A 25,682-nucleotide genomic window follows, 5' to 3' on the forward strand; every position below is an offset into this window, starting at 1 on the left:
TCAGAGCCCGACCTTCCGGTAGCGGCGCATCAGGACGCCGTACGAACCTGCGATGAGTGCGAGGACCACCAGCAGATAGACCGCCCCGGTGCCGGTGCCTGGCCCCTGCCCGCCGGGGAAGGCGGAGGTCGCGCCGAGGAAGGCGGTCTGCACCCCGTCGATCAGGGTGACGGGGGAGAAGAGGCCCAGCCACTGCACGGCGCCCCCGGACCCGGTCTCGTGGGCGATGGCCTGGACGGTGGACACCGCGCCGTAGGTGATGGTCAGGGTGGCGATGACCGCCGCGACACCGAATCCGCGGCGCGGGGTGAGCGCGGCCATGACGAGGCCGAGACCGCCGAAGAGGAGGGAGAGGAGCGCCACGGAGACCAGTGCCTGTGCGAAGCCCTTCGTCTGGTCGGCGAGGTCCATCTCCGCCAGCAGCGAGCCGAGGTAGAGGACCAGCAGCGGGGCGGCGGTCAGCACGAACAGCGCCGAGGCCATCGCACCGAACTTGGCGAGGACGTAGTCGACGCGCTCGACGGGCCGGGAGAAGTACAGCGGCACGGTCTTGAAGCGCAGGTCCCGTGACACGGTCTGGGGTGCCTGGGCCGCGAGGAAGAGGCCGATGACCGCCTGGGTGAAGATCGCGTAGCGCGTGTAGTCGAGTGGCAGTTCCTTCATCCCGGTGGCCACCGCGACGGCGACGACGACCGCCGCGGGCACGCACATCACCGCGAAGAGGATCATCGGCAGCACCTTCGACCGGGCGGAGCGGCCGAGTCCGTAGGCCCCGCGCAGCGACTGCGCGAAGAGCGACCTGCGGGCGTAGGCGCGGCCGAGCCTCGCGCCGTCGTAGTTGCGGTAGCCGATGTTGTGGATACGGGTGGTCTCGGTGGGCGCCGTCCCCGTGCGGGTTGTCCCGTTGCTCATCGCGCGGGCACCTCCATAGGCTGCGGGGCCGTCTCGGGGCGGAAGACCTCGGCGATGTGGTGGCGGCGCTGTTCCATCCGTACGAGGCCGAGGCCCAGGGCGGCCACGGTGTCCCGGACGATGTCGTACGTCTCCTCGCCGGCGGCCTCCAGCAGGAGGATGTGACCGGCGCCCGGCAGCCCGTCCTCGACACCCTCGTGCAGGGCGACTCCGGCGGCCGCGAGCGCCTCGCGCAGTGCCGCCGTGCCGTCCGGGTGGGTGTCGGTGTCGGTGACCTCGACCGCCAGGGTCGCGGTCGTCCTGGTGAAGTCGCTGGTGGAGCTGGAGCGCAGCAGCCTCCCGCCGTCGACGACCACGACGTGGTCGCAGGTGCGCTCGAGTTCGCCGAGGAGATGCGAGGTGACCAGGACCGAGATGCCGAAGTCGGTGTGCACGCGGCGGATCAGGCCGAGCATCTCGTCGCGGCCGACCGGGTCGAGGCCGTTGGTGGGCTCGTCCAGCAGCACCAGCCGCGGGTCGTGCACCAGGGCCTGGGCGAGCTTCACGCGCTGCTTCATGCCGGTCGAGTAGCCGCCGATGGGGCGGTACCGCTCCTCGTAGAGGCCGACGTGGCGCAGCGTGTCCGCGGTGCGCTCGCGTGCCGCGGTCGGCGGCAGTCCGGACATGCGCGCCATGTGGACGACGAACTCGGTCGCCGAGACGTCCGGTGGCAGGCAGTCGTGCTCGGGCATATAGCCGACGTGCTCGCGGATGGCGGCACCGGAGGTGGCGACGTCGAGGCCGAGCACCTCGGCACGGCCTTCCGTGGCGGGGGACAGACCCAGCAGGATCTTGATCAGTGTGGACTTGCCGGCCCCGTTGGCACCCACGAGTCCGGTCACGCCGGGCCCGATGTCCAGGGAGAGCCGGTCAAGCGCGGTCACCCGGGGGAACCGCTTGCTCAGGCTTTCGGTCACGATCACAGTCACGCCTCGACGGTAGTGGTGCTCACCACACCGGGCGTCAGCCCTGGCGGCTGGTTCCGCCTCAGTCTCGAGGTGTACGGACCCGTAGGGGGCGGCGCCGCAGGAGGAGGCGCGCGGTCCGCCGGTGGTCGTCCACAGGCGGCTTCGGGGCTCTTGACGCAGCCGTCGGGCATTGTCACATTCATCAGTGTCACGTTACGGGCACGTACCGTGCACACCCAGGGACGTACCGCGTCGGATCCGGACGGGACGGTGGCATGACCTCGGCAGTGGCGAGCGTACGAACGGCGGAGCTGCGGGGGTTCCGGGACGTGCAGCGCCTGGCCTACGAGTGCGCGGAGGCGGTCGCTGCCCAGCTGAGGCCGGGGGTGACCGAGCGGGAGGCGGCCCGGATGCAGCGCCGCTGGCTGCACGGCCGCGGGGTGCGGGACTGGTTCCATCCGCCCTTCGCCTGGTTCGGCGACCGCACGGCGTTCGCGGGCTTCCGGACACCGCTGCGGTTCCTTCCCTCCGACCGGAGGCTGGAGCCGGGTATGCCCTTCATCCTCGACATGGCGCCGGTTCGCCACGGCTTCACCGCCGACGCCGGCTATTCGGGCTGCCTCGGGCCGCACCCCCTGCACGACCGGCTCCTCGCGGACCTCCGGGCACACCGGGACCTCGTGCTGCGCGGGATGCGCGAGCGCCGCTCGCCGAAGGGGATCCACGAGGACGTGCACCGCCTGATGGTGCGCCAGGGCTACACCGGCCGGCACCGGGCGCACCCCTTCGGCGTCGTCGCGCGCAGGGCCGGCCGGGCGGGGCGGCGCCGGACCCGGGCGCCGCTCGGGTCCGGCACGCTGCTCGGGTCCGGCACGCTGCTCGGGTCCGGCACTCAGCCGTTGAGGGGCCTGGCGGACCACGCGCTGCACGGCCGCCGCGACGGCGGGTCGCCCCCGTGGTCGCCGTACCGCCTCCCGGACCATCCGCCGGGGCCGGGACTCTGGGCCGTGGAGCCCCATCTCGGCTTCCACGGGACGGGCGCGAAGTTCGGGGAGATCCTGGTGGTCACGGACTCGGAGGACCGGGAGCAGAGGGCGTTCTGGCTGGACGACGAACTGCCGCACGTGCGGCGCTGGGCCGAGGAGGATGCGGCATGAGCACGGGGATCGAGGGGGCGCGCGAGCGGCGGGTGCGCACCGGCGGGGTCGAGCTGTGCGTGGCGGAACTGGGTGACGCGCGGCAGCCGGCCGTCGTGCTGGTGCACGGCTACCCGGACAGCAAGGAGGTGTGGTCCGAGGTCGCGTCCCGGCTGGCGGCCCGGTTCCATGTGGTGCTGTACGACGTCCGGGGCCACGGCCGCTCCACGGCCCCGGTGCCGCTGCGCGGGGGCTTCACCCTGGAGAAGCTGACTGACGACTTCCTGGCGGTGGCGGACGCGGTCAGCCCGGACCGGCCGGTCCACCTGGTCGGCCACGACTGGGGTTCGGTGCAGTCCTGGGAGTTCGCCACGGTGCGGCGGACCGAGGGGCGGATCGCCTCGTTCACCTCCGTCTCGGGCCCGTCGCTCGACCACCTGGGCCACTGGATCAGGAAACGCGCGGCCCGGCCCACCCCGCGCCGGGTGGCCCAGCTCCTCGGCCAGGGCGCGAGATCCTGGTACGTCTCCGCGCTGCACCTTCCGGCGCTGCCCGAGCTGGCCTGGCGGGGGCCGCTGGGCCGGCGGTGGCCCGGGCTCCTGGAGCGGGTGGAGAAGGTGCCGGCCGGTGACTACCCGACCGCGTCGCTGCCCTCGGACGCGGCGCACGGAGCCTGGCTCTACCGGGACAACGTCCGCTTCCGCCTGGCGCACCCCCGCTCCGACGCGTACGCGCATGTGCCCGTGCAGCTGATCACGCCCACCGGAGACAGGTTCCTGTCCGCGCGGCTCTACGACGATCTGGCGCTGTGGGCCCCGCGCCTGGAGCGCCGCACGCTTCCGGCCAAGCACTGGGTGCCCCGCACCCGACCCGACCAACTCGCCTCATGGATCTCCGGGTTCGTGACCGCCCATGAGGAGGCGAGCGCCTCCGGCGGTTACCGGCCCGTGTCCGCGTCAGGGGCTCGGGGGCCGTACGCGGAGCGGTTCGGCGGGCAGTTGGTGCTGGTGACGGGAGCGGCGGGCGGCATCGGCCGGGCGACGGCCTTCGCCTTCGCCGAGGCCGGTGCACGTGTGGTCGCGGTGGACCGGGACGGCGAGGGCGCTGCCAGGACGGCCGAGATGGCGCGGCTGATCGGCGCTCCCGGGGCATGGGCGGAGACCGTCGACGTGGCCGACGAGGCGGCGATGGAGAAGCTCGCCGAGAAGGTCGCGGGCGAGCACGGCGTGGTGGACGTGCTCGTGAACAACGCGGGCACAGGCCTCTCCGGTCCGTTCCTGGACACCACAACCGACGACTGGCGCAGGGTGCTCGACGTCAATCTGTGGGGGGTCGTGCACGGCTGCCGGCTCTTCGGCGGGCAGATGGCCGAGCGGGGCCAGGGCGGCCATATCGTCAACACGGCCTCCGCGGCCGCCTACCAGCCGTCCAGGATCCTGCCCGCCTACGCGACCTCGAAGGCCGCGGTCCTGATGCTGAGCGAGTGCCTGCGTGCGGAGCTGGCCGGGCGGGGCATCGGCGTCTCGGCGGTCTGCCCCGGCATCGTGAACACCGGCATCACCGCCACGGCCCGCTTCGCCGGAGTCTCCGGGGAGGAGGAGAAGCGCCGGCGGCGGAGGGCGTCGAAGCTGTACGCGATGCGCAACTACCCACCGGAGAAGGTCGCCGGGGCGATCCTGCGCGCCGTCCTGGACGACCGGGCGGTGGTGCCGGTCACCCCGGAGGCCCGTGGTGCCCGGCTGCTGTCCCGGCTCATGCCCGGCGCACTGCGGGCGATAGCCCGGTTGGAACCTCCGCTGTGAGCGGTCACGATGCGATCGCGCCGCGTCGGCCCCCGGGCCGGGGCGCCCATCGGGTACGGCCCCGGCCGGTGCGGTTGCCGTGTCGTGTCGTGTCGTGTCGTGTCGTGTCGTGTCGTGTCGTAAGCAGTGAGGAGCGGCCGTGTCCGGGACGCCATCGGTGGAGTACCGGATCGAGGACCTCGCCCATCGGAGCGGGGCGACGGTCCGGACGATCCGCGCCTACCAGGACCGCGGGCTGCTGCCCAGACCGGCGCGGCGCGGCAGGTCCAACGTGTACGGGGAGTCCCATCTGGCCAGGCTGCGCCAGATCGCGGACCTCCTCGACCGCGGGTACACCCTTGCGTCGATCAGGGAACTCCTGGATGCCTGGGACGCGGGGCGGGGTCTGGGCGGGGTGCTGGGACTCGTCGCCGAGGTGCACGGCCCATGGACCGACGAGAAGGCCGACCGGGTCAGCCGGGCCGAACTGGAAGCGGCCTTCGGGGGCGAGCCCGACGAGGGGGCGATCACCGAGGCGGTGGAACTCGGTGTGCTGGAGCGTGTTCCCGGCAGGGACGACGAGTTTCTGGTGCGGAGCCCCCAGGAGCTGGCCGTGGCGGCGGAGTTGTACACCGCCGGGGTGCCGCTTGGGGCCATCACCGGCCAGCTGAGGGAACTTCGCGGACAGGTGGAACATATCGCCTCGAGTTTCCTGGAGTTCACCACCCGCCATGTCTTCGCGCGCTATCTCGGCCATCGGCCGCCGACGGACGCGGAGGCGGTGGAGGCGGCGTCGATGGTGCGGCGGCTGCGGCCACTCGCCCGGCAGACCGTCGACGCCGAACTGGCGCGCGCCATGAGCCTTCTGGCCACGCGGCACCTGCGGTACCACCTCGGCGCCGAGAGCCCGCCTGCAGTCGAGGGCGGCCGGCGCCGGATCGCTCTTCCCGGGGAGACGGTTGCCGCCGTGGAGAGCCTTGTTGGCCCCGAGCACACCGCGCCGTTCATCGCCGCTGCCGCTGAACGGGAGCTGCGGAAAAGAACATTGGACGCAATGGTCACAAAAGTGGGCAATGCAGGCATTGTTGATCAAAACAGCTGAATAGCCGCACAGTTGTCCACAGATTTGCCAATTCACCTGTGGATAAGTCGCGTTGGTTGTGGATCAAACATTCCGGAGCCTTTCACCCGGACGAATTCCGCGTGGCGGCGAGCCGCCCTCCGGCGGCACTCTGAGGGCACGCACGGCCGCCGCACCGCAAAGGCGCCGAAGCACCTCGCGAGACACCTCCGGCATCAGCCGGAGCGCATCGGGATCGCCCTGGACGCCACGGCCGGGTCACGATCGGGGGGCTGCTCCGAGCCGCGGCCGCGAACGGCGGGCTGACGGTGCGGGCACCCGGCAGGGAGATCCGGGGCGCAGGTGCAGCCGAACACGGCCCGTCTCCCGCCGTGTCGTCGGCGGCGTGGGTCCGGGTGGGGCGCGGCCGCAGTACCCCGGCCGGGGCGGCGTGGGTCCGGGTTCGGCCGCAGTCCCCCGGCCGGGTGGGCACCCGCTCCGGGGCGCAGGTGCAAGGGCGGGCACGCGTCCGCCCTGCAGCGGCGCGCATCGCAGACGTCCCAGGACGCCCGCGGCGGGCATCGGGGAGACCGGGCGGTCCGGCTCCCGGGGTCAGCAGCTGCCCGGGGCCGGCCCCATCTGCACCATGCCGGGCCGGTCGGGGCCGCACAGGGGACAGTCCGCGGCCCCGGCTCTCTGCGGGATCTCGTGCGATTCCACGTCAACCGTGCGTGCCAGGAAACACGGCGTCGGCACGTGGTGGCTGCCGGGGCCCGGCCTTCCTTCCGGCAGCGCAGCCGCTAGCCGAGTTGTGCGATTGCCTCGGTGGCGATCTGCTCGAAGACTGCCTGGTCGGCGGCAAAGTCCGAGTCGGGGATGGGCCAGTGGATCACGATCTCGGTGAAGCCGAGTTCTCGGTGGCGGCCGGCGAAGTCGACGAAGGCGTCCACGGACTCCAGCGGCCTGTTCCGGTCGGGGGTGAAGCCGTGGAGCAGGATCTTGTCGAGTTCGGCCACGTCCCGGCCGGTCTCCGCGCACGCCTTGCCAAGCTTCTCGACCTGGCCCCGAAGGGCCTCGACCGACTGCTCCGGGGTCCCGGCCTCGTACAGCTTCGGGTCGCCGGTCGTCACCCACGCCTGCCCGTGGCGGGCGGCCAGCTTCAGGCCGCGCGGTCCGGTCGCCGCCACCGCGAACGACAACCGGGTCCGCTGCACGCAGCCGGGGATGTTCCGGGCCTCCTCGGCCGAGTAGAAGGTGCCGCGCTGCGAGACCGCGCCCTCGGTGAGCAGCCGGTCGAGCAGCGGCACGAACTCGCCGAACCGGTCCGCCCGCTCCTTCGGCGTCCACGCCTCCTGGCCGAGCGCGGTGGCGTCGAAGCCGTTGCCGCCGGCGCCGATACCGAGGGTGACCCGGCCACCGGAGATGTCGTCGAGCGAGATCAGCTCCTTGGCGAGCGTCACCGGATGCCTGAAGTTGGGCGACGTGACGAGGGTGCCCAGGCGCAGGCGGTCCGTGGCCGTGGCGGCGGCGGTAAGGGTGGGCAGGGCACCGAACCAGGGGCCGTCGCGGAAGCTGCGCCAGGAGAGGTGGTCGTACGTGTACGCGGCGTGGAAGCCGAGTTCCTCGGCGCGCCGCCACTTCGCTCGGCCTCCCGCGTGCCAGCGGTCGACGGGAAGGATCACGGTACTCAGGCGCAGGCTCATGCCACCGAGCCTACGTCGGGTTCACGTCCCGTCGGGAGGCAGGCAACGTGCCCGGCTGCGCGCAGCGGCCCCGGCTCCCGTTCGCGGTCGCCGCCACCGGGCCCCGCGGTCTGGCGCTCGCCGCCCGCTACGGGCAGGCAGGGGTGACGACGGGCGATCCGAAGCTCTTCGAGGCGGGCACCCGAGCAGTCGGCCGAGGGCGCGGCCGGGCAGATCGCCAAGCTCGGCGAGGCCTGTGCCGAGTCCGGCCGGGACTCCTCGGAGTTCGACCGGATCACGCAGGCCGGTTTCACCCCCGGACTTCGACCCGGCGCTGACCGCGTCCCGGCGGGGGCGCCCGCCGGAATCCCCGGAGGCGTTCGTGGACTTCGCCGGCCGGCACGCGGAGTTCGGCTTCACCGGGTTCGTCGTCCGCCGGCCCGTCCGGGACTCCGTCTTCCTCGCCGACCAGGAAGTTTTCGAGCGGATCGCCACCGATTTCGAGCGGATCGCCACCGAGGTCGTGTCCCGGCCGGGCTGGTGCCCGGCGGCCAGCGACATCCTGCCCACGGGGAGTAGGCGGTCGGCCACTCAGATGTGCGACCTTCCGCACGGTCGTGCGAGAGGTACGGGAGAATGCCTAGGTGACCTCAGCTACCGATCCCCTGCCGCTTCCCCCGACCGTCCGGATGATCGCCACCGATCTCGACGGCACCCTGCTGCACGACGACAAGTCCGTCTCGGGGCGCACCGTGGCCGCACTCGCCGCCGCGGAGGAAGCGGGGATCGAGGTCTTCTTCGTCACCGGCCGCCCGGCGCGCTGGATGGGTGTCGTCAGCGACCATGTGCACGGTCACGGGCTGGCGATCTGCGCCAACGGCGCGGCGGTGGTCGACCTGCACTCCGGCGGGAGACTGCTGGAAGTCCGCCCGCTGGAGCGGGTCACCGCGCTCGACGTCGTGCAGCGGCTGCGCGGCGCCGCGCCGGGCACCTCGTTCGCGGTCGAGACCGCCACGGGAATCCACTACGAACCCGGTTACCCGCCCTTCCACCTCGATCCCGGCGCCACGGTCGCGATCGCCGAGAAACTGCTGCACGAGGATGGGCCGGGGTCCGCGGCCCCGGTGCTGAAGCTGCTCGCCCAGCATGGCGAGCTGGCACCGGACGGCTTCCTCACCCTGGCCCGAACGGCCGCCGGCGAGCTGGCCGCGATCACCCGCTCCAGCCCGACCGCGCTGCTGGAGGTGAGCGGCCCCGGAGTCTCCAAGGCCTCGACACTCGCCCTGTGCTGCGCGGAACGCGGCATCTCGCCGGACGAGGTCGTGGCCTTCGGCGACATGCCGAACGACGTGGAGATGCTCACCTGGGCGGGCACCTCGTTCGCCATGGGCAACGCCCACCCCGATGTGGTTGCCGCCGCGTCCGGCCGGACGGTGGCGAACAACGACGACGGTGTAGCGGTGGTCATCGAGCGGATTCTGGCCGCACAGGGATCCCGGCCGCGGTCGTAGGGCCGCGGTCGCGGTCGCAGCCGCGGTGCCGGGCTCACCGACTCGCCGTAGGCGGATCGCGGTCACCGAGTGGCGGTCACCGAGCCGCGGCACTCCCGGGGAAGCGCCCCGTCCGGGCGGCGGCCGCCCGGTCAGAGCCAGACTCCGCGGTTGCGCAGCCAGCTCACCGGATCCACCGCCGAACCGAAGTCCGGGGTGAGCCGCACCTCGAAGTGGAGATGGGGACCGGTCGAGTTGCCCGTGGTGCCCGCCTGGCCGAGCCACTGCCCGGTGCGGACCCGGTCGCCCTGGTCCACCGTGACCGAGGCGAGGTGCGCGTACTGCGAGTACCAGCCGTCGTTGTGCTGGACGACGATCTGCATACCGAAGCCGCCTCCGCAGGAGACCGACACCACCCGGCCGGCGCCGATCGAACGCACCGGGCTGCCGATCCCGACGGCGAAGTCCTGTCCGGTGTGGCGGTTCGCCCAGCGGGTTCCGGCGCTGTCGAAGCCCGCGGACAGCGTGTAGCGCTGTACGGGCGTGACCCAGGCCGAGCCCTCGGGGAAGTCCGTCTGCGGCAGCGGGACCGAGCCCGGGCACCGGCCGGAGGCCGCGCTCCGGTCCGCCTGGGCCTGTAGTGACCATCGCGCAGCGTCGAGCTTGGTCTCGATTCCCCGTTTGATCCGCGCCAGCTCCGCCGTACGGGCGTCCAGGCGGTACCAGGCCTCACGGGCCTTCTCCTCCGCCACGGACGTCAGGTGCTCGGCCTCGCGGGCCTCCTCCAGCAGCCGGTTCACCGTCGCCGTGGCCCTCGCGTAAATCCGCTGCCCGCGCAGCAGTTCCTCGGGGTCGGAGGCGAACATCAGCTCCAGGGTGGGCGCAAGGTTCCCCCCGCTGCGGTACTGGGCCCTGGCCACCGCGCCGAGCTTGTCATGCGTCCTCCGCACCTCACGCCGTCGGTCGGCGAGCTGCCACTGCAACTGGTCGACCCGGGCGCGCTCGGCGACGGACGCCTGGAGCCCACGCTCGTACGTGGCGGTGGCCTTGGACACCTCCTCGAGCAACTGAGCGACCTGCACGCTCACTCCGGGGCCGTCGTTCGCGGACGCGGCGGGTGCGGGAAGGAGCGCGAAGGCGACCAGCAGCGCGCACGGCAATGGCCTGAACAGCCGCCGGTGGCAGTCGCGTTGTCGGTGTCCCATGCCCGGATCGTCACATCCGCCATGGGTGCTTTGCCACATTTAGCATGTTTCATTCGGCCATCCGGCCCAGTCGGCGCAATGCCCCGCACATCTCGTGCAACCTGCCGGCAAGCACCGCCTCGGCCCTGCTCGGCATGCGCCGCCGGCTTCTGACGGGATGTCGGACGACCACCGGGCCACAGCTCCGCCGGCTCGCCCTCCGCCGTGCAGTGCCGTGCCGGAGCCGGTGGCGCGGCCGGCGCGGCCGGCGCGGCTCCGGCGGGTCCGCGGGCTCCACGGTGTCTGCCGGCACCGGCCCCCGGGACTCCGGCTGCCCGGGCGCCGCGCCGCGCCCCAGGCGCTTGGTCCTACCCGGTGCGGAGGGCGGGCTCCCCGCGCCGCTCTCCGAGGAGGTCGGCGGCACGCTCCCGCTCCAGCATGAGGCGCAGCGGGCCCTCCGCCACCGCAAGCTCCGCGAAGGGCCCGCGCTGCACGGTGCGGCCCCCGTCCAGCACGAGCACCTCGTCGACCTCGTGGAGACCCCGGAGCCGATGGGTGATCAGAACCGTCGTACGGCCCTCGGTCGCGGCCAGCAGGTCCGCTGTCAGCGCGTCGGCCGTGGCGAGGTCCAGATGCTCGGCCGGCTCGTCGAGCAGCAGCACCGGGAAGTCGGCGAGCAGCGCGCGGGCCAGGGCCAGACGCTGGCGCTGACCGCCGGAGAGCCGGGCACCGTGCTCACCGACGAGGGTGTCGAGCCCGTCGGGGAGACTGTCGGCCCACTCCAGCAGCCGGGCGGAGGCCAGGGCCGCGCGCAGTTCCTCCTCGGAGGCATCGGTCCGGGCCAGGCGCAGGTTCTCCCTGATCGAGCTGTCGAAGAGATGGGCGTCCTGGGCGCAGAGTCCGACGCGGCGGCGGACCGTGTCCCCGTCGAGCGAGGTCGCGTCCGTCCCGCCGATGGTGTACGTCCCGGCCCGGGCGTCCACGAAGCGCAGCAGGGCCTGGGCGAGCGTGGTCTTGCCGGAGCCCGAGGCGCCGACGACGGCGACGCGCCTGCCGGCCGTGAGCGTCAGGTCGAACCCGGAGAGGGCGTCCCGGCCCCCGCCGGCATGGCGGACCGTGAGCCCCCGGACCTCCAGGGGGAAGGTGGAGGCGGGCGCGGGGGCGGGCCGCGGGGGCTCGCCTACCGGCACCGGGGTGTCGAGCACCTCGAAGACCCGCTGGGCACTGCGCCTTGCCCGCTGCCGGTACTGCACCGCCGAGGGCAGCCCCACGACGGCCTCGAAGGCGGCGAGCGGTGCGAGGACGACGACGGCGAGTTCGACTCCTTCGATCCGGCCCGAGTGCACGGCGGCGACGCCCGCGTACGCCGCGAAGGCGACGGTGAGGCCGCAGGCCACGGCCGACAGCCCACCGCCGAGCGCGGTGGCGGTGGCGGTGCGCCCGGCGATCCGCGTCAGGGTGCGGTCTGCCTCCCGCACTGCCGCCGCCCGCCGGGCGAGCGCCCCGGTGACGGTCAGTTCCGCGGTGCCCCTGAGCAGGTCGACGACCTGGGTGGTGAGCGCCCCCCGAGCCGGGGCGAGCCGCCGCTCGGACCGCCGTGCGACGGCCCCGCTCAGCACGGGTACGGCCACCCCGGCGGTGAGCAGTCCCACGGCCAGCACGGCGCCCGCCTCGGGAAGCAGCCACGCGGTGAAACCGACGGAGGCCGCCCCGACGACGAGAGCCGCGCCGGCCGGCAGCAGCCAGCGCAGCCAGTAGTCCTGGAGGGCGTCCACGTCCGCGACGAGCCGGGACAGCAGATCACCCCGGCGGGTGCGGCTCAGCCCGGCGGGCGCGATCCGCTCCAGCCGGCGGTACACGCCGACTCTCAGCTCGGCCAGCATCCTCAGCACGGCGTCGTGCGAGACGAGCCGCTCGGTGTAGCGGAAGACCGCGCGTCCGATCCCGAAAGCCCGCGTCGCCGTGACGGCAACCATCAGATGGAGCACGGGCGGCTGCTCGGACGCCCGGGAGATCAGCCATCCCGACACCGCCAGGAGGCCCACGGCGGACCCCAGGGCCAGGCTCCCGAGCAGCAGCGCCGTCGCCAGGCGGCCGCGGTGCGCCCCGGACGCCTTCCGCACCCGCGCGAGCACCCTGGCGCCCTTCCGGTCGGACGCAGCGGCGGCGGTCCGGTGCACGGAGTCGAGGGCGGCGTCGGTGGCGGCGTAGGTGGCGGGGAGTTCCGGGCCGCCCGGGGGCTCGGCGGACGCGATGTCGACCGGAGCCCGGCGGAGGCGGCCGCGGTGCGCCCCGGACGCCTTCCGCACCCGCGCGAGCACCCTGGCGCCCTTCCGGTCGGACGCAGCGGCGGCGGTCCGGTGTACGGAGTCGAGGGCGGCGTCGGTGGCGGCGTAGGTGGCGGGGAGTTCCGGGCCGCCCGGGGGCTCGGCGGACGCGATGTCGACCGGAGCCCGGCGGAGGCGGTCGGGCGAGGCCGGAGCCCGGCGGAGGCGGTCGGGCGAGGCCGGAGGCCGGGGAATCCGGGCGGGGGCGCGGGGCCCGGGCTTCTCCCCACCGGGGGGAGCCTGCCGGACCGGGCCCAGTTCGACCACGCGGTCGGCCACGGTCAGCAGCGCGGGCCGGTGGACGACGAGCAGCACCGTCCTGCCGCGGGCCAGCCTCCGCACCGCGTCCACGATGCCGGCTTCGGTCTCCCCGTCCAGCGCCGCGGTGGGCTCGTCGAGCAGCAGCAGCGGCCGGTCGGCGAGGAAGGCCCGGGCGAGCGCGATCCGCTGGCGCTGACCGGCGGACAGCCCCGCCCCGTCCTCACCGAGGACCGTCTCCACCCCCTGCGGCAGCGCGGCCGTGAAGTCCGCCGCGCCGGCCTCCCGGAGCGCCGCCAGGACCTCAGCGTCATCCGCGTCCTGCCGTGCGAGCCGCACGTTCTCCGCGATCGTCCCCGCGAAGATGTAGGGCCGCTGCGGCACCCAGGCGATCTGGCGGTGCCAGGCCGCCCGGTCCACGGAGGCCAGGTCCACCGGGCTCTCCCCCGGGGCACCCACCCGGACCGTGCCTTCGTCCGGTGCGGCGAAGCCCAGTACGGCATCGAGCAGCGTCGACTTTCCGACGCCGCTCGGGCCCACCAGTGCGACGGTCTCACCGTGCTCCACCGTCAGCGACGCGGCGTCCAGCGAGGGCACGGCACGGCCCCGGTGCCGTACCGTCACGGAGTCCAGTTCCAGCCGCACTCCCCGGGCGCCGGGCGCCGGCGTCGTGCCGTCGGCCCGGGCCGGGGTCTCCAGCACCCGGAAGATCTCCTCCGCCGCCGCCAGCCCCTCCGCCGCGGCGTGGTACTGCGCTCCGACCTGCCGCAACGGCAGATAGGCCTCGGGGGCGAGGATCAGCACGACGAGCCCGGTGTGGAGATCCAGATCGCCGTGCACAAGCCGCATGCCGATGCCGACCGCCACCAGCGCCACGGAGAGCGTCGACAGCAACTCCAGGGCGAAGGAGGACAGGAAGGCGATCCTCAGGGTCCTCAGCGTCGCCCGCCGGTACTCCGAGGTGATCTTGCGGATCGCCTCGGCCTGGGCCTTCGCCCGCCCGAACACCTTCAGCGTGGGCAGCCCAGCGACCACGTCCAGAAAGTGCCCGGACAGCCGCGACAACAGGGTCCACTGACGGTTCATCCGGGCTTCCGTGGCCCAGCCGATCAGCACCATGAAGATCGGGATCAGCGGCAGGGTGACCACGATCACCGCCGCCGACACCCAGTCCTCGGTGACGATCCGGGCCAGCACCGCGACCGGGACGACCACCGCCAGTCCCAACTGCGGCAGATAGCGGGCGAAGTAGTCGTCGAGCGCGTCCACCCCCCGGGTGGCGAGCGCGGCAAGGGAACCGCTCCGCTGCCCGCTCAGCCACCCCGGCCCCAGCTCCGCGGCCCGCTCCAGCACACGCCGGCGCAGCTCCGACTTGACCGCCGCACTCGCCCGGTGGGCGGCCAGTTCGGTGAGCCAGGTCACCAGCCCGCGCCCGGCGGCGACGACGGCCAGCAGCACCAGCGGCGTCCACAGCCCGTCGGTGTCCAGCCCGCGCTGGAAGGCGCCGACCACCACGTCGGCGATGAGCATCGCCTGGGCGACGACCAGCGCCGCCCCCGCGAGGCCGAGCGCCACCACGGCCGCCAGGAAGAGGCGGGTGGCCCGGGCGTACCGGAGCAGCCGCGGGTCGACGGGTTTCACGTGAAACATCCCTTGGTCGAGGGACCGGGTGGTCCCGTTGGAGTTCCGGCCTCAGTGCGGATCGGCGATGTGCTGTGTGCCGATCCGCTTCCGGAACACCCAGTAGGTCCAGCCCTGATACAGCAGCACCATGGGTGTCGCGATCCCGGCGCACCAGGTCATGATCTTCAGGGTGTAGGGGCTCGACGACGCGTTGGTGACCGTCAGACTCCACGCCTCGTCGAGCGACGACGGCATCACGTTCGGGAAGAGGGTCAGGAACAGCATCGCCACCGCGGCCACGATGGTGACGCCCGACAGGGCGAAGGCCCAGCCCTCGCGCCCGGCCCGGTTCGCTCCGAGCGCGGCGACCAGCGCCAGCACCGCGACGGTCGCGGCGACCAGGCTGGTGCCGTCGCCCTTCTCCGCCTGCGTCCAGCCCAGAAAGCCGAGTGCCAGCACGGCCGTGACCACTCCGAGGTTCCTGGCGAGCCTCCTGGCGCGCTCCCTGATGTCCCCCACCGTCTTCAGCGCCGTGAACACCGTCCCGTGGAAGGTGAAGAGCGCCAGGGTCACCAGGCCGCCCAGGATCGCGTACGGGTTCAGCAGGTCCCCGAGCGTGCCGACGTACTCCATCTCCTGGTCGATCTTCACGCCGCGCACGATGTTCCCGAAGGCCACGCCCCACAGGAACGCCGGGATGAGCGAAGTCCAGAAGACGGCCTCCTCCCAGTTGCGCTGCCAGCGCTCCTCCGGCCGCTTGGCCCGGTACTCGAACGCGACACCGCGGACGATCAGGCAGACCAGGATGAGCAGCAGCGGCAGGTAGAAGCCCGAGAAGAGGGTGGCGTACCACTCCGGGAAGGCGGCGAACGTCGCACCGCCCGCCGTCAGCAGCCACACCTCGTTGCCGTCCCAGACCGGGCCGATCGTATTGATGAGGACGCGCTTCTCGGCCCGGTCGCGGGCGAGCAGCTTCGTCAGGACACCCACCCCGAAGTCGAAGCCCTCGAGGAAGAAGTAGCCGGTCCACAGGACGGCGATGAGTACGAACCAGACGTCGTGGAGTTCCATGCCTCAGATCCCAGTCATCGGTCTCAGTAGGAGAAGGCCATCGGCCGGTCGGCGTCGCGGTCGTCGCCGCCGATCCTGGTGGGCGGATTGAGGTCGGCTTCGGTGAGCTCGGGGGGTCCGGCCTTGACGTACTTGACCAGCAGCTTGACCTCGATGACGGCGAGGATCGCGTAGATGAGCGTGAAGACGATCATCGACGTCAGCACCTCGGCCTGGGTGACGCCGGGGGAGACGGCGTCCCGGGTCCGCAGCACGCCGTACACGACCCAGGGCTGCCGCCCCATCTCCGTGAAGATCCATCCCCAGGAGTTGGCGATCAGGGGGAAGCCGAGCGTCCAGAGGGCCGCGAGCCAGTACAGCCGGGTGAGCCTCGGCCCGAGCGGCTTCCGGAACAGCACCACATGGGGCACGTCGTCCTCGCCGGCCCTCGACGACGGCGGCAGCATGAACTTCTTCCGGGTCAGCCAGAGCCCGGCCAGACCGACGGCGAACGACGTCATACCGAAGCCGATCATCCAGCGGAAGCCCCAGTAGGTGACCGGGATGTTGGGCCGGTAGTCGCCGGGGCCGTACTTCTCCTGCTCCGCCCTGTTGGTGTCGTTGATGCCGGGCACGTAGGACGTGAAGTCGTCGTTCGCCAGGAACGACAGCAGGCCGGGGATCTCGATGGCGACCTTGTTGTGGCCCTTGTCCACGTCGCCGTAGGCGAACACGGAGAAGGGCGCCGGGCTCTCGCCGTCCCAGAGCGCCTCGGCCGCGGCCATCTTCATCGGCTGCTGCTTGAACATGACCTTGCCGAGCAGATCGCCGCTGACCGCCGTCAGCAGGCCCGCGACGGCGACCGTCACGAGTCCGAGCCGCAGCGAGCTCTTCATCACCTGGACGTGCTTCCTGCGCATCAGGTGGAAGGCGGCGATGCCGACCATGAAGGCACCGCCGGTGAGGAAGGCGCCGGAGAGCGTGTGGAAGACCTGGGTGAGGGCGGTGTTCTGGGTCAGCACAAGCCAGAAGTCGGTGAGTTCCGCGCGTCCGTTCTCCGGGTTGATCCGGTACCCCACGGGGTGCTGCATCCAGGAGTTGGCCGCCAGGATGAAGTACGCGGAGAGGATGGTGCCGATGGAGACCATCCATATACAGGCGAGGTGGATCTTCTTGGGGAGCTTGTCCCAGCCGAAGATCCACAGCCCGATGAAGGTGGACTCGAAGAAGAACGCGATCAGCGCCTCGAAGGCGAGCGGGGCGCCGAAGACATCACCGACGAAGCGCGAGTAGTCGGACCAGTTCATGCCGAACTGGAACTCCTGGACGATGCCGGTGACGACGCCCATGGCGATGTTGATCAGGAAGAGCTTCCCCCAGAACTTGGTCGCCCTGAGGTACTTCTCCCTGCCCGTGCGCACCCACGCCGTCTGCAGACCCGCCGTCAGCGCCGCCAGGGAGATCGTCAGGGGAACGAAGAGGAAGTGGTAGACGGTGGTGATGCCGAACTGCCAGCGGGCCAGTGTCTCTGGCGCCAGGGCGAGGTCCACGTCGTCTCTCCTTACATCGCCTTGGGTCACATCGGCGCTCTCGTCGTGCACGGCACGGCGGTACGGCCCTTTCGAACCGCGACATAGCCGAACTTCCGGACACGCTTGTGAACGCGTTCACATTCACAAGCAATTATGAGCCATGCGAAATCCGAACATGCAGGCGGGGGTACCCCAAGAAGTTACCGACCAGTCAGCATGCCCCTTCACCCGCATGGCCGCCTTCCCGAGGGCTCTCGGCACGCGGGGGGATCCACGGCCCGAGGTCCCGAATCCTGCCGACCACACGGCGGCTGACCTGGGCGTTCGTCCGCACTTCCAGCCACGAGGCAGGTCCGCGGAGGCACTGCCGCTCGCTTCCACCCCGCAGCTCCGGGCGAAGGGGCTGCTGCTCCACCGTCCCCCTCCGGGTCGGCGTCCGGCCCCCCGAACCCGGCCCACCGGCTCTCACCGGGCGCCCTGCGGGTGGCCGAATCGGGCACCGTCGTTTTCCGGACGGACAGTGGTGCCCTCGCCCACCCCTGCGGCACCTGCGCCGGCTCCCTCGGCTCCCAGCTCCCTCGGCTCCCGGCTCCCTCGGCTCCCAGCTCCCTCGGCTCCCGGCTCCCTCGGCTCCCTCAGCGCCGGGCACCGGCCGGCGGGTCCGTGCGTCGTCCCCCGGCAGGTCGAACACCGGGGTCGGGTCGACCGGGTGCCGGCCGGGCGCCGGGCCGGGCCGCGTCGACGGCCACCCACGCGTGCGGACCGCGCTGCGGCCGTGCGCCCCGTTCCCGGTCCCGGTCCGAGCGGAGCGCCCGGCGGCGGCCGACGGTCCCGGGGACCGTCGGCCGCCGCCTCCGCGCCGGACCCGCCTACATGCCCTGGCGAAACGCCTCGGCCGCGTGCAGGAAGATGTCGTTCGCCTCGTGCTCGCCGATGGTGACCCGCACCCCTTCGCCCGGGAACGGCCGCACCACCACGCCGGCCGCCTCGCAGGCAGCGGCGAACTCGGCCGCCCGCTCCCCCAGCCGCAGCCAGACGAAGTTCGCCTGGGTCGGCGGCACCGTCCAGCCCTGCTTCCGCAGGCCCTCGTACACCCGTGTCCGTTCCGCGACCAGCGAGCCGACCCTGCCGAGCAGTTCGTCCTCCGCCCGCAGCGAGGCCACCGCCGCGTCCTGGGCGACCTGGCTGACACCGAACGGAACGGCCGTCTTGCGCAGCGCGGCCGCCACGGGCTCGTGGGCGACGGCGAAGCCGACCCTCAGTCCGGCGAGGCCGTAGGCCTTGGAGAAGGTGCGCAGCACCGCGACGTTCGGGCGGGAGCGGTAGATCTCCAGGCCGTCCGGTACCTCGGGGTCGCGGATGAACTCGCGGTACGCCTCGTCCAGTACCACCAGCACATCGGAGGGGACCCGGTCGAGGAACCGTTCCAGCTCCTCCCGGCGCACAACCGTGCCGGTGGGGTTGTTCGGGTTGCAGACGAAGACCAACCGGGTGCGGTCGGTGACGGCGTCCGCCATCGCGTCGAGGTCGTGCACGTCCTCGGCGGTCAGCGCCACGGGAACCGAGGTGGCACCGCTGATCCGGGTGATGATCGGGTACGCCTCGAAGGACCGCCAGGGGTAGATGACCTCGTCACCGGGGCCCGACGTGATCTGCAGCAGCTGCTGGGCGACCCCCACCGAGCCGGTACCGGTCGCCAGGTGCGTCACCGGCACCGCGAAGCGGTCGGCGAGTTCGTTCATCAGTCCGGTGCAGGCCATGTCCGGGTACCGGTTGAAGTCGCCCGCGGCGGCGGCGACGGTCTCCATCACCCCGGGCAGCGGCGGATAGGGGTTCTCGTTGGAGGAGAGCTTGAACGCCACCGGTCCGCCGGCAGCGGCGGGCTTGCCGGGCTTGTAGGTGGGAATGCCGTCCAGCTCGGCGCGCAGCTTGGGGCTCGTCTCACTCACCGCGGGTCCTCCTCGACCGTCGTGCACAGGGGCTTGCCAATGCTGCTCACCCTATGAGGATTCCCCTCTCCTGCGAATGGGAGAGGGAACGGGAGCCGCGGCCGGGGGCCGGGTCCGGGCCGGGCGCGACCGGCAGGACCGCGGGGCTCACCGGGAGCGCCGGGCACTAGCGGCGAGGTGATGGAGGGCGCATATCGGATCACCGCGCGCCGGTGGCTCACTCCGTGGCGCGCATCCCTCGTAGTAGTGAGTTGAGACCGCTTCGATACCTGAGCCATTTGGCAGGTCCTCACCGGTCGACAGCCCCAAGACCAGCACCACCGACCCCAACCGCCTTGCATTCCAAGGCAATTAACAACTAATGGCCATGCAGAAACGTGCCTGTCGGTGCCTGCATAGGCGACCGGCTCCACCGGCCCGCCTCGCCCTACTATCGGCCTGCCATGACAGCAGCAGGGAAGCACCAGGTGAGCCGGACGGAGACATCACGCCGGGGCAGTCGGCAGAGCCGGGCCGGCATCCGGGACGTAGCGGCCGCGGCCGGTGTCTCCATCACGACCGTCTCGGACGCGCTGAACGGAAAGGGCCGGCTCCCGGACGCCACCCGCCGCCATGTCCGCGAGGTCGCCGACCGGCTGGGCTACCGCCCCTCGGCAGCGGCCCGCACGCTCCGTACCGGCAAGTCCGGACTCATCGGCCTCACGGTGACGACATACGGGGACGAGCCGTTCACCTTCACGGAGTTCGCGTACTTCGCTGAGATGGCCCGGGCCGCCACCTCCGCCGCGCTCGCCCGCGGATACGCGCTGGTCATCCTCCCGGCCACCTCGCGCCACGACGTCTGGTCCAATGTCGCCCTCGACGGCACCGTGGTGATCGACCCGTCGGACCACGACCCCGTGGTCACAGAACTCGTCCGCCAGGGCCTGCCCGTCGTCTCCGACGGCCGTCCCGCGGGCACCCTCCCCGTCACCGCCTGGGTCGACAACGACCACGAGGCCGCCGTGCTCGAGCTGCTCGACCATCTGGCGGCCGGCGGCGCGCGCCGGATCGGCCTGCTCACCGGCACCACCACGGACACCTACACACGGCTCTCCACCACCGCCTATCTCAGCTGGTGCGAACGCGTCGGCCAGGATCCGGTCTACGAGGCGTACCCCGCCCACGACCCGTGCGCCGGCGCGGTCGCCGCCGACCGGCTGCTCGCCCGCCCGGACCGGCCCGACGCGGTGTACGGGCTCTTCGACCCCAACGGCACGGACCTGCTGGCCGCGGCGCGCCGTTACGGGCTGCGCGTACCCGACGACCTGCTGCTGGTCTGCTGCAGCGAGTCCACCGTGTACGCGAACACGGACCCGTCGATCACCACGCTCTCGCTCAAGCCGCGTCGCATCGGCACGGCCGTGGTCCAGCTGCTGATCGACGCCATCGAGGGAGTGGACGGCGGACGCCCGGTCGAGCAGGTGATACCGACCGAACTCATCGTCCGGACGTCGTCGCAGCGGCGCTCTCCCCGCACCACGGTGAGCGCCCCGCGGTCCCCTTCCCAGGACTGAGGGCCGTCCCGTAGACCAGCGCGATCAGGTAGACCAGTGCAATCAGGGCGAAACGACCGGTGAACCGCCGCAATACCCGGATTCAGCACCCCTGGTGCGTCACAGAGCACGATCCGCATTCCTATGATGGGCGCACGACACCGAGGACCGTCCCCGACCAGGCCGGTCCGGCGGTGAGGGCGGCGCGACGGTGGTGGAGGGGTCGATGACTCAGGGGGCCGGTCAGGGACCCGTGGTGCGTACAGCGACATTGCGCGACTTCCGTGTCCCGCCGTACGCACAGGTTCCGGTGCAGTCGCAGCCCTGCTCCGAGGAGTACGTGCTCGCGCACCCGGAGGACTCAGTGCCCCAGCCGGTTTCCCGCCTCCCCGGCGAGTCCGCCCCGCAGCCGGCTCCCGCGGACCGCTCGGACGACCCCGACCGAGCGGACGCCACCGACCAGGCGGACGACCCGGACCGGGGGGACGACCCGGGCCAGGCGGACGACCCGGGCCGGCCGGCCCCGGCAGCCGAGGCGGCAGACGGCGGCCCCGGGACGGCCCCGGACCGGACCGGGGACTCCGTTCCGCAGGCCCCGCAGGCCCCGCGGGTGCACCCCGGCGACGCCGTCCCGGACGACGAACCGCCCGAGGGCTACACCCCCACCCAGCGCGACCTGCCGGTGGTCAACCGCGGCGACACCGTCCTGGTGGCCGCCGCCCCCGCACAGCAGCCCGCCCCGGAGGGCCTCGGCCCGCTGTACGTGGTGGGGGACGTCCATGGCTACCTGGACGAACTCGTCGCCGCGCTCGCCGCCCAGGGTCTCATCGACTCCGAAGGCCACTGGTCGGCGGGCAACACCCGGCTGTGGTTCCTGGGCGACTTCACCGACCGCGGCCCGGACGGCATCGGCGTCATCGACCTCGTCATGCGGCTCTCGGCCGAGGCCGCGGCGGCCGGCGGCTACTGCAAGGCCCTGATGGGCAATCACGAGCTGCTGATCATCGGCGCCAGGCGCTTCGGGGACACCCCCGTCAACTCGGGAGCCGGCACCGCCACCTTCCAGGCCGCGTGGCTCCTCAACGGAGGCCAGAAGAACGACATGGACCGCCTCCAGGACGTCCATCTGCAGTGGATGTCCCGGCTTGACGCGGTGGTGGAGGAGGACGGGCATCTGCTGATGCACTCCGACACGACCGCCTACCTCGACTACGGCACCACGATCGAGGACGTCAACGACACCGTCCACGAGATCATCAACCGCAACGACGCCGACGAGTGCTGGGACCTCTTCCGCAAGTTCACCAAGCGCTTCGCCTTCCGCGACGACAACGGCCCCCAGGCCGTGAGGGAACTGCTCGCCACCTACGGTGGGGGCCGGGTCGTCCACGGCCACAGCCCCATCCCCTACCTGCTCGGCGAGGTCGGCGCCGAGGACGCAGACGGTGAGGAGAACTCGGAGCCGCTGGTGGAGGGCCCGCATGTGTACGCGGACGGGCTGGCCGTCGCCATGGACGGCGGAGTGACCATGGCCGGAAGACTGCTGGTCGCCCAACTGCCACTGGAAGCTTGAGGCCATACTCACGGCCGATTTCCGGAAACCCCCTGTCACGCCGCGGCGTAACCGCTCTACCATCGGCGTATCCGTGGCAGGCTCTCCTCCGTTTCCGCCCAGCTGCCCCATTCCCACGGGCAAACCGGCCCTACGGAGCATCGGGGGACACACATGAACAGCGCTCCGCACCTGCTGGCCGAGGACCGCGCCGAATACGAGCGGGTCCTCGACGACGCGCTGCGCACAGCGCACGGCCGTCCGGACCTCGACGGCCCGGGCCGGCGGCTCAACGCAGAACAGCTGCGCACGATGGCGCTGAACGCCACCGCTCTCATCACCGGCGCCGCCGCGGCGGAGTACGGCCACTATGTGAAGGCGCGCCAGGAAGCACGCACATCGGCGGGAGCGTCCGGTGGAGTCCTCGGCCCCGCGGTCGGCGAACCCTCGCAGACGGGTGCGGGATTCGCCGCCGTGCTCGCCGTCCTGGCACCGGTCCTCGCCGGCACCGCCGCGCTGATCCTCCTGTTCGTCGGCTACGTCCTGAAGGCCGTCAGCCCCGATGCCGCCTTCGCCGACACCTTGCTGACGGCCGGCTGGTTCTTCGGCGCGCTGACGGCTGCCGGACTCCTCGCCGCCGCGATCGGCCTGCTCGTCACCGCGCTCCGGAACGAGGCGACCCAGGTACCCGCCGAGGGCGCGACCGGCGAACCGCCCGACGAGGTGGCGCGCGCCAGGGAAGCCTGGCGGCATGCCCTCCTCGAACGCGGCGTCCTGCCGTTCCTGCGTGCCGCCCTCGCGGACCCCAGCGCCGATCCCGCCTCCCCCGCCCCGCCCCGGCGGGTGAACCGCATCCCCAAGGTCGGCTACAGCGGACCCGACTTCTCGAGCCCGGGCGACGGCGGCTCGACCCGGTCCCGCCCGACGTTCACCAGCCCCGACTTCACCAGCCCGGACTTCGGGCCGCCGGAGAACCGGCCCGAGTAGCCCCACGGAGGATCCGCGCCCCCTCCGCGGGCCTGTCTGGCCGCGGAAACGGCGAAGGCGGGGGCAGCCTCGGGCTGCTGCCCCCGCCTTCGCCGTGTGCCGTGGCGGCCGTGCCCTCAGGCAGCGAGCGGGGCGGACTTGGGGTTCGCACCGTACTTGTTCGGCGCCGCCTCGCCCTGCGTGGCCAGGAAGACCAGGAGCACGATCCCTCCGACGAACGGCACCAGGGCGATCAGCAGCCACCAGGCCGGCCGCCCGGTGTCGTGCAGCCGGCGGACCGTGACGGCGAGAGCCGGGACGAGGGTCGCGATCCAGTAGAGGTAGTACGGGACCATCGTCTCGACGGCCATGCCGATGCCCACCAGAACGGCGATGGCGAGGAAGTTCACCAGGGTGAACATCCAGTACTCCGTGCGCCGCGCACGCCCCCCGAAACCCGCGTAGTTCTTGAGTGCCGCCAGGTACCAGTTCACTGCGGTTCCCTCCCCGGGCCCCTTGTCAGGGACACATATAGTTTCAGCCAAGCGGCCGAAACCAATCCGTGGGCCTCCGCAGGGTCAAGGGAATTCGCGGCCTCGCCGGAACGGCAATCAACCCGTGGCACAACCGTGATCACCGAAGCTCCGCAGACGGTCGCCCCGGGCCGGTCCGTCCTCCGGCCCGGCGTGTTCGGGCATGCGCCCGCCGGGCCGCGACCCGTCACGCGATCACGGCCCGCTTCCGGTGCCGTGCACGGGCGAAGGGGCGGCCGGGCCGGCCCTACCCCTGCCCGTCTCACCGCCCGGGTGCGCCGCGGCGACGGAAGCGGTCCACCACCGCACGGGATCACGGGCCGCTTCCGCCGACCGGTCAGTCCGCCATCGGGAGGTACACCCGGCTGCCCGAGGCGGCGAACTCCCTGGACTTCTGGAGCATGCCCTCGGCGATCTCCTGGTCCGAGGCCGCCGGCTCGTCCCCGCCGAACTGCTCCGTGATACTTCTACTGATCTTCATGGAGCAGAACTTCGGACCGCACATGGAGCAGAAGTGCGCGGTCTTCGCCGGCTCCGCCGGCAGCGTCTCGTCGTGGAACTCCCGTGCCGTGTCGGGGTCCAGAGCGAGGTTGAACTGGTCCTCCCAGCGGAACTCGAAGCGCGCGTCCGAGAGCGCGTCGTCCCACTCCTGAGCGCCGGGGTGCCCCTTGGCGAGGTCGGCGGCATGGGCCGCGATCTTGTACGTGACGACACCCGTCTTGACGTCGTCCCGGTTCGGCAGGCCCAGGTGCTCCTTGGGCGTGACGTAGCAGAGCATGGCCGTGCCCCACCAGGCGATCATCGCCGCGCCGATGCCGGAGGTGATGTGGTCGTAGGCGGGCGCCACATCGGTCGTCAGGGGTCCGAGCGTGTAGAACGGGGCCTCCTCGCAGATCTCCTGCTGAAGGTCGATGTTCTCCTTGATCTTGTGCATCGGGACGTGCCCCGGGCCCTCGATCATGGTCTGCACACGGTGCCGTCTGGCGATCGCGTTGAGTTCGCCGAGCGTTCTCAACTCCGCGAACTGCGCCTCGTCGTTGGCGTCGGCGATGGAGCCGGGCCGCAGCCCGTCACCGAGCGAGTAGGTGACGTCGTACGCCGCGAGGATCTCGCAGAGTTCCTCGAAGTTCTCGTACAGGAACGACTCCTTGTGGTGCGCGAGGCACCAGGCGGCCATGATCGAGCCGCCGCGGGAGACGATGCCGGTCTTGCGGCGGGCGGTGAGCGGCACATACCGCAGCAGCACGCCGGCGTGGACCGTCATGTAGTCGACGCCCTGCTCCGCCTGCTCGATCACGGTGTCCTTGTAGATCTCCCAGGTCAGCTCCTCGGCCCGGCCGTCGACCTTCTCGAGCGCCTGGTAGAGCGGGACGGTGCCGATCGGCACGGGGGAGTTGCGCAGCACCCACTCGCGCGTGGTGTGGATGTTGCGGCCGGTGGAGAGGTCCATGACCGTGTCCGCGCCCCATCGGGTCGCCCAGGTCATCTTCTCCACCTCCTCCTCGATCGAGGAGGTCACGGCGGAGTTGCCGATGTTGGCGTTGACCTTCACCAGGAACCGCTTGCCGATGATCATCGGCTCGGTCTCGGGGTGGTTGACGTTGGCGGGCAGGACGGCCCGGCCCGCGGCGATCTCCTCGCGGACGACCTCGGGGGAGACGTTCTCCCTGATCGCCGCGAACTCCATCTCCGGAGTGACCTCGCCGCGCCGGGCGTAGGCGAGCTGCGTCACGGCCTGCCCGCCGCGTCCCCGGCGGGGCTGGCGCGGGCGGCCCGGGAAGACCGCGTCGAGGTTGCGCAGACCGCCGCGCGGGGAGGTGTGCCTGATCCCGTCGTCCTCGGGGCGTACCGGACGGCCGGAGTACTCCTCGGTGTCGCCCCGTCCGATGATCCAGTTCTCGCGCAGCGGAGGCAGTCCGCGGCGCACATCCGTCTCGGCGTGCGGATCGGTGTACGGGCCGGACGTGTCGTACAGCGTCACGTCCCGGCCGTTGGTGAGGTGCACCCTGCGGACCGGCACCCGGATGTCGGGGCGCGAGCCCTCGACGTATCCCTTGTGCCAGCCGGTGGACTTCCCCGCCCCGGACGATCCGGAGGCAGGCGTGCGCGTGTCCGATGTGGTCATGAGACCTACTCCCTACGCCGGCATTACCCGGTAACAGGTT

Annotated in this window: 17 protein-coding genes and 1 pseudogene; 8 read left to right on the top strand and 10 right to left on the bottom strand. The window is 72.1% G+C overall.

The window, feature by feature from the left end:
* A complete protein-coding gene (locus DDQ41_RS15475) occupies nucleotides 1–912 on the bottom strand; it encodes a hypothetical protein (RefSeq protein WP_109295014.1) in 912 nt (303 codons plus the stop codon).
* The gene (locus DDQ41_RS15480) at nucleotides 909–1,874 is read right to left on the bottom strand and encodes an ABC transporter ATP-binding protein (protein ID WP_109295015.1); all 966 of its coding nucleotides are present in this window, start codon (nucleotides 1,872–1,874) and stop codon (nucleotides 909–911) included. The genes DDQ41_RS15475 and DDQ41_RS15480 overlap by 4 nt, the downstream gene beginning before the upstream one ends.
* A 260-nt stretch (nucleotides 1,875–2,134) precedes the next feature.
* Between DDQ41_RS15480 and DDQ41_RS15485 the strand changes: the two genes are divergently transcribed.
* The 3 genes from DDQ41_RS15485 (at nucleotide 2,135) to DDQ41_RS15495 (ending at nucleotide 5,878) form a co-directional block, all read left to right on the top strand.
* Complete coding sequence (locus DDQ41_RS15485; RefSeq protein WP_109295016.1) at nucleotides 2,135–3,016, top strand: M24 family metallopeptidase; 882 nt, start codon at nucleotides 2,135–2,137, stop codon at nucleotides 3,014–3,016.
* Complete coding sequence (locus tag DDQ41_RS15490; RefSeq protein WP_109295017.1) at nucleotides 3,013–4,797, top strand: SDR family oxidoreductase; 1,785 nt, start codon at nucleotides 3,013–3,015, stop codon at nucleotides 4,795–4,797. The genes DDQ41_RS15485 and DDQ41_RS15490 overlap by 4 nt, the downstream gene beginning before the upstream one ends.
* Nucleotides 4,798–4,936: 139 nt before the next feature.
* Nucleotides 4,937–5,878 carry a MerR family transcriptional regulator gene (locus tag DDQ41_RS15495; protein WP_109295018.1) on the top strand — a complete coding sequence of 314 codons (942 nt, stop codon included), beginning with the start codon at nucleotides 4,937–4,939 and terminating at the stop codon, nucleotides 5,876–5,878.
* A gap of 758 nt (nucleotides 5,879–6,636) precedes the next feature.
* Here the strand turns inward: DDQ41_RS15495 and DDQ41_RS15505 are convergent.
* The gene (locus DDQ41_RS15505; protein WP_109295019.1) at nucleotides 6,637–7,539 is read right to left on the bottom strand and encodes an LLM class flavin-dependent oxidoreductase; all 903 of its coding nucleotides are present in this window, start codon (nucleotides 7,537–7,539) and stop codon (nucleotides 6,637–6,639) included.
* Between the two features lie 20 nt (nucleotides 7,540–7,559).
* Between DDQ41_RS15505 and DDQ41_RS32500 the strand changes: the two are divergent.
* A pseudogene (locus tag DDQ41_RS32500) lies at nucleotides 7,560–8,017 on the top strand (LLM class flavin-dependent oxidoreductase); the annotation flags it as partial.
* A gap of 145 nt (nucleotides 8,018–8,162) precedes the next feature.
* Complete coding sequence (locus DDQ41_RS15515; RefSeq protein ID WP_109295020.1) at nucleotides 8,163–9,029, top strand: HAD family hydrolase; 867 nt, start codon at nucleotides 8,163–8,165, stop codon at nucleotides 9,027–9,029.
* 131 nt (nucleotides 9,030–9,160) lie between these two features.
* Here the strand turns inward: DDQ41_RS15515 and DDQ41_RS15520 are convergent, their stop codons facing one another.
* The 5 genes from DDQ41_RS15520 to hisC form a co-directional block, all read right to left on the bottom strand.
* Nucleotides 9,161–10,213, bottom strand: a complete 1,053-nt coding sequence (locus tag DDQ41_RS15520; RefSeq protein ID WP_109295021.1) for a M23 family metallopeptidase — start codon at nucleotides 10,211–10,213, stop codon at nucleotides 9,161–9,163.
* Between the two features lie 347 nt (nucleotides 10,214–10,560).
* On the bottom strand, nucleotides 10,561–14,418 hold the full coding sequence (gene cydD / locus DDQ41_RS15525) for a thiol reductant ABC exporter subunit CydD (protein ID WP_262508473.1): 3,858 nt from the start codon (nucleotides 14,416–14,418) through the stop codon (nucleotides 10,561–10,563).
* A 51-nt stretch (nucleotides 14,419–14,469) separates the two neighbouring features.
* On the bottom strand, nucleotides 14,470–15,471 hold the full coding sequence (gene cydB / locus DDQ41_RS15530; RefSeq protein ID WP_109295023.1) for a cytochrome d ubiquinol oxidase subunit II: 1,002 nt from the start codon (nucleotides 15,469–15,471) through the stop codon (nucleotides 14,470–14,472).
* A gap of 23 nt (nucleotides 15,472–15,494) precedes the next feature.
* Complete coding sequence (locus tag DDQ41_RS15535) at nucleotides 15,495–17,000, bottom strand: cytochrome ubiquinol oxidase subunit I (RefSeq protein WP_109295024.1); 1,506 nt, start codon at nucleotides 16,998–17,000, stop codon at nucleotides 15,495–15,497.
* An 851-nt stretch (nucleotides 17,001–17,851) separates the two neighbouring features.
* The gene (gene hisC / locus DDQ41_RS15540; protein ID WP_109295025.1) at nucleotides 17,852–18,931 is read right to left on the bottom strand and encodes a histidinol-phosphate transaminase; all 1,080 of its coding nucleotides are present in this window, start codon (nucleotides 18,929–18,931) and stop codon (nucleotides 17,852–17,854) included.
* Between the two features lie 443 nt (nucleotides 18,932–19,374).
* Here hisC and DDQ41_RS15545 point away from each other — a divergent pair, with 443 nt between their 5' ends.
* The 3 genes from DDQ41_RS15545 to DDQ41_RS15555 all read left to right on the top strand — a co-directional run bounded on the left by DDQ41_RS15545 (nucleotide 19,375) and on the right by DDQ41_RS15555 (nucleotide 23,005).
* Complete coding sequence (locus DDQ41_RS15545) at nucleotides 19,375–20,487, top strand: LacI family DNA-binding transcriptional regulator (RefSeq protein WP_109295026.1); 1,113 nt, start codon at nucleotides 19,375–19,377, stop codon at nucleotides 20,485–20,487.
* Nucleotides 20,488–20,692: 205 nt separating this feature from the next.
* Entirely contained in the window at nucleotides 20,693–22,039 is a 1,347-nt protein-coding gene (locus DDQ41_RS15550; protein WP_109295027.1) for a metallophosphoesterase, read from the top strand.
* Between the two features lie 153 nt (nucleotides 22,040–22,192).
* Nucleotides 22,193–23,005, top strand: a complete 813-nt coding sequence (locus tag DDQ41_RS15555) for a hypothetical protein (protein WP_109295028.1) — start codon at nucleotides 22,193–22,195, stop codon at nucleotides 23,003–23,005.
* A 116-nt stretch (nucleotides 23,006–23,121) separates the two neighbouring features.
* Here the strand turns inward: DDQ41_RS15555 and DDQ41_RS15560 are convergent, their stop codons facing one another.
* Together DDQ41_RS15560 and thiC are read right to left on the bottom strand one after the other, a co-directional pair.
* A complete protein-coding gene (locus DDQ41_RS15560) occupies nucleotides 23,122–23,478 on the bottom strand; it encodes a DUF805 domain-containing protein (protein WP_109295029.1) in 357 nt (118 codons plus the stop codon).
* A gap of 376 nt (nucleotides 23,479–23,854) precedes the next feature.
* Complete coding sequence (gene thiC / locus DDQ41_RS15565) at nucleotides 23,855–25,642, bottom strand: phosphomethylpyrimidine synthase ThiC (RefSeq protein ID WP_109295030.1); 1,788 nt, start codon at nucleotides 25,640–25,642, stop codon at nucleotides 23,855–23,857.
* Nucleotides 25,643–25,682 lie beyond the last annotated feature (40 nt).

Source organism: Streptomyces spongiicola (assembly GCF_003122365.1).
GTDB lineage: Bacteria > Actinomycetota > Actinomycetes > Streptomycetales > Streptomycetaceae > Streptomyces > Streptomyces spongiicola.

Excerpts from the sequence above, each read along its gene's own strand:
- DDQ41_RS15555 (WP_109295028.1), top strand. The coding sequence starts at position 22,193 with ATGAACAGCGCTCCGCACCTGCTGGCCGAGGACCGCGCCGAATACGAG.
- DDQ41_RS15490 (WP_109295017.1), top strand. The coding sequence starts at position 3,013 with ATGAGCACGGGGATCGAGGGGGCGCGCGAGCGGCGGGTGCGCACCGGC.
- DDQ41_RS15545 (WP_109295026.1), top strand. The coding sequence starts at position 19,375 with ATGACAGCAGCAGGGAAGCACCAGGTGAGCCGGACGGAGACATCACGC.
- cydB (WP_109295023.1), bottom strand. The coding sequence starts at position 15,471 with ATGGAACTCCACGACGTCTGGTTCGTACTCATCGCCGTCCTGTGGACC.
- DDQ41_RS15520 (WP_109295021.1), bottom strand. The coding sequence starts at position 10,213 with ATGGGACACCGACAACGCGACTGCCACCGGCGGCTGTTCAGGCCATTG.
- thiC (WP_109295030.1), bottom strand. The coding sequence starts at position 25,642 with ATGACCACATCGGACACGCGCACGCCTGCCTCCGGATCGTCCGGGGCG.
- DDQ41_RS15485 (WP_109295016.1), top strand. The coding sequence starts at position 2,135 with ATGACCTCGGCAGTGGCGAGCGTACGAACGGCGGAGCTGCGGGGGTTC.
- DDQ41_RS15505 (WP_109295019.1), bottom strand. The coding sequence starts at position 7,539 with ATGAGCCTGCGCCTGAGTACCGTGATCCTTCCCGTCGACCGCTGGCAC.
- DDQ41_RS15550 (WP_109295027.1), top strand. The coding sequence starts at position 20,693 with ATGACTCAGGGGGCCGGTCAGGGACCCGTGGTGCGTACAGCGACATTG.
- DDQ41_RS15475 (WP_109295014.1), bottom strand. The coding sequence starts at position 912 with ATGAGCAACGGGACAACCCGCACGGGGACGGCGCCCACCGAGACCACC.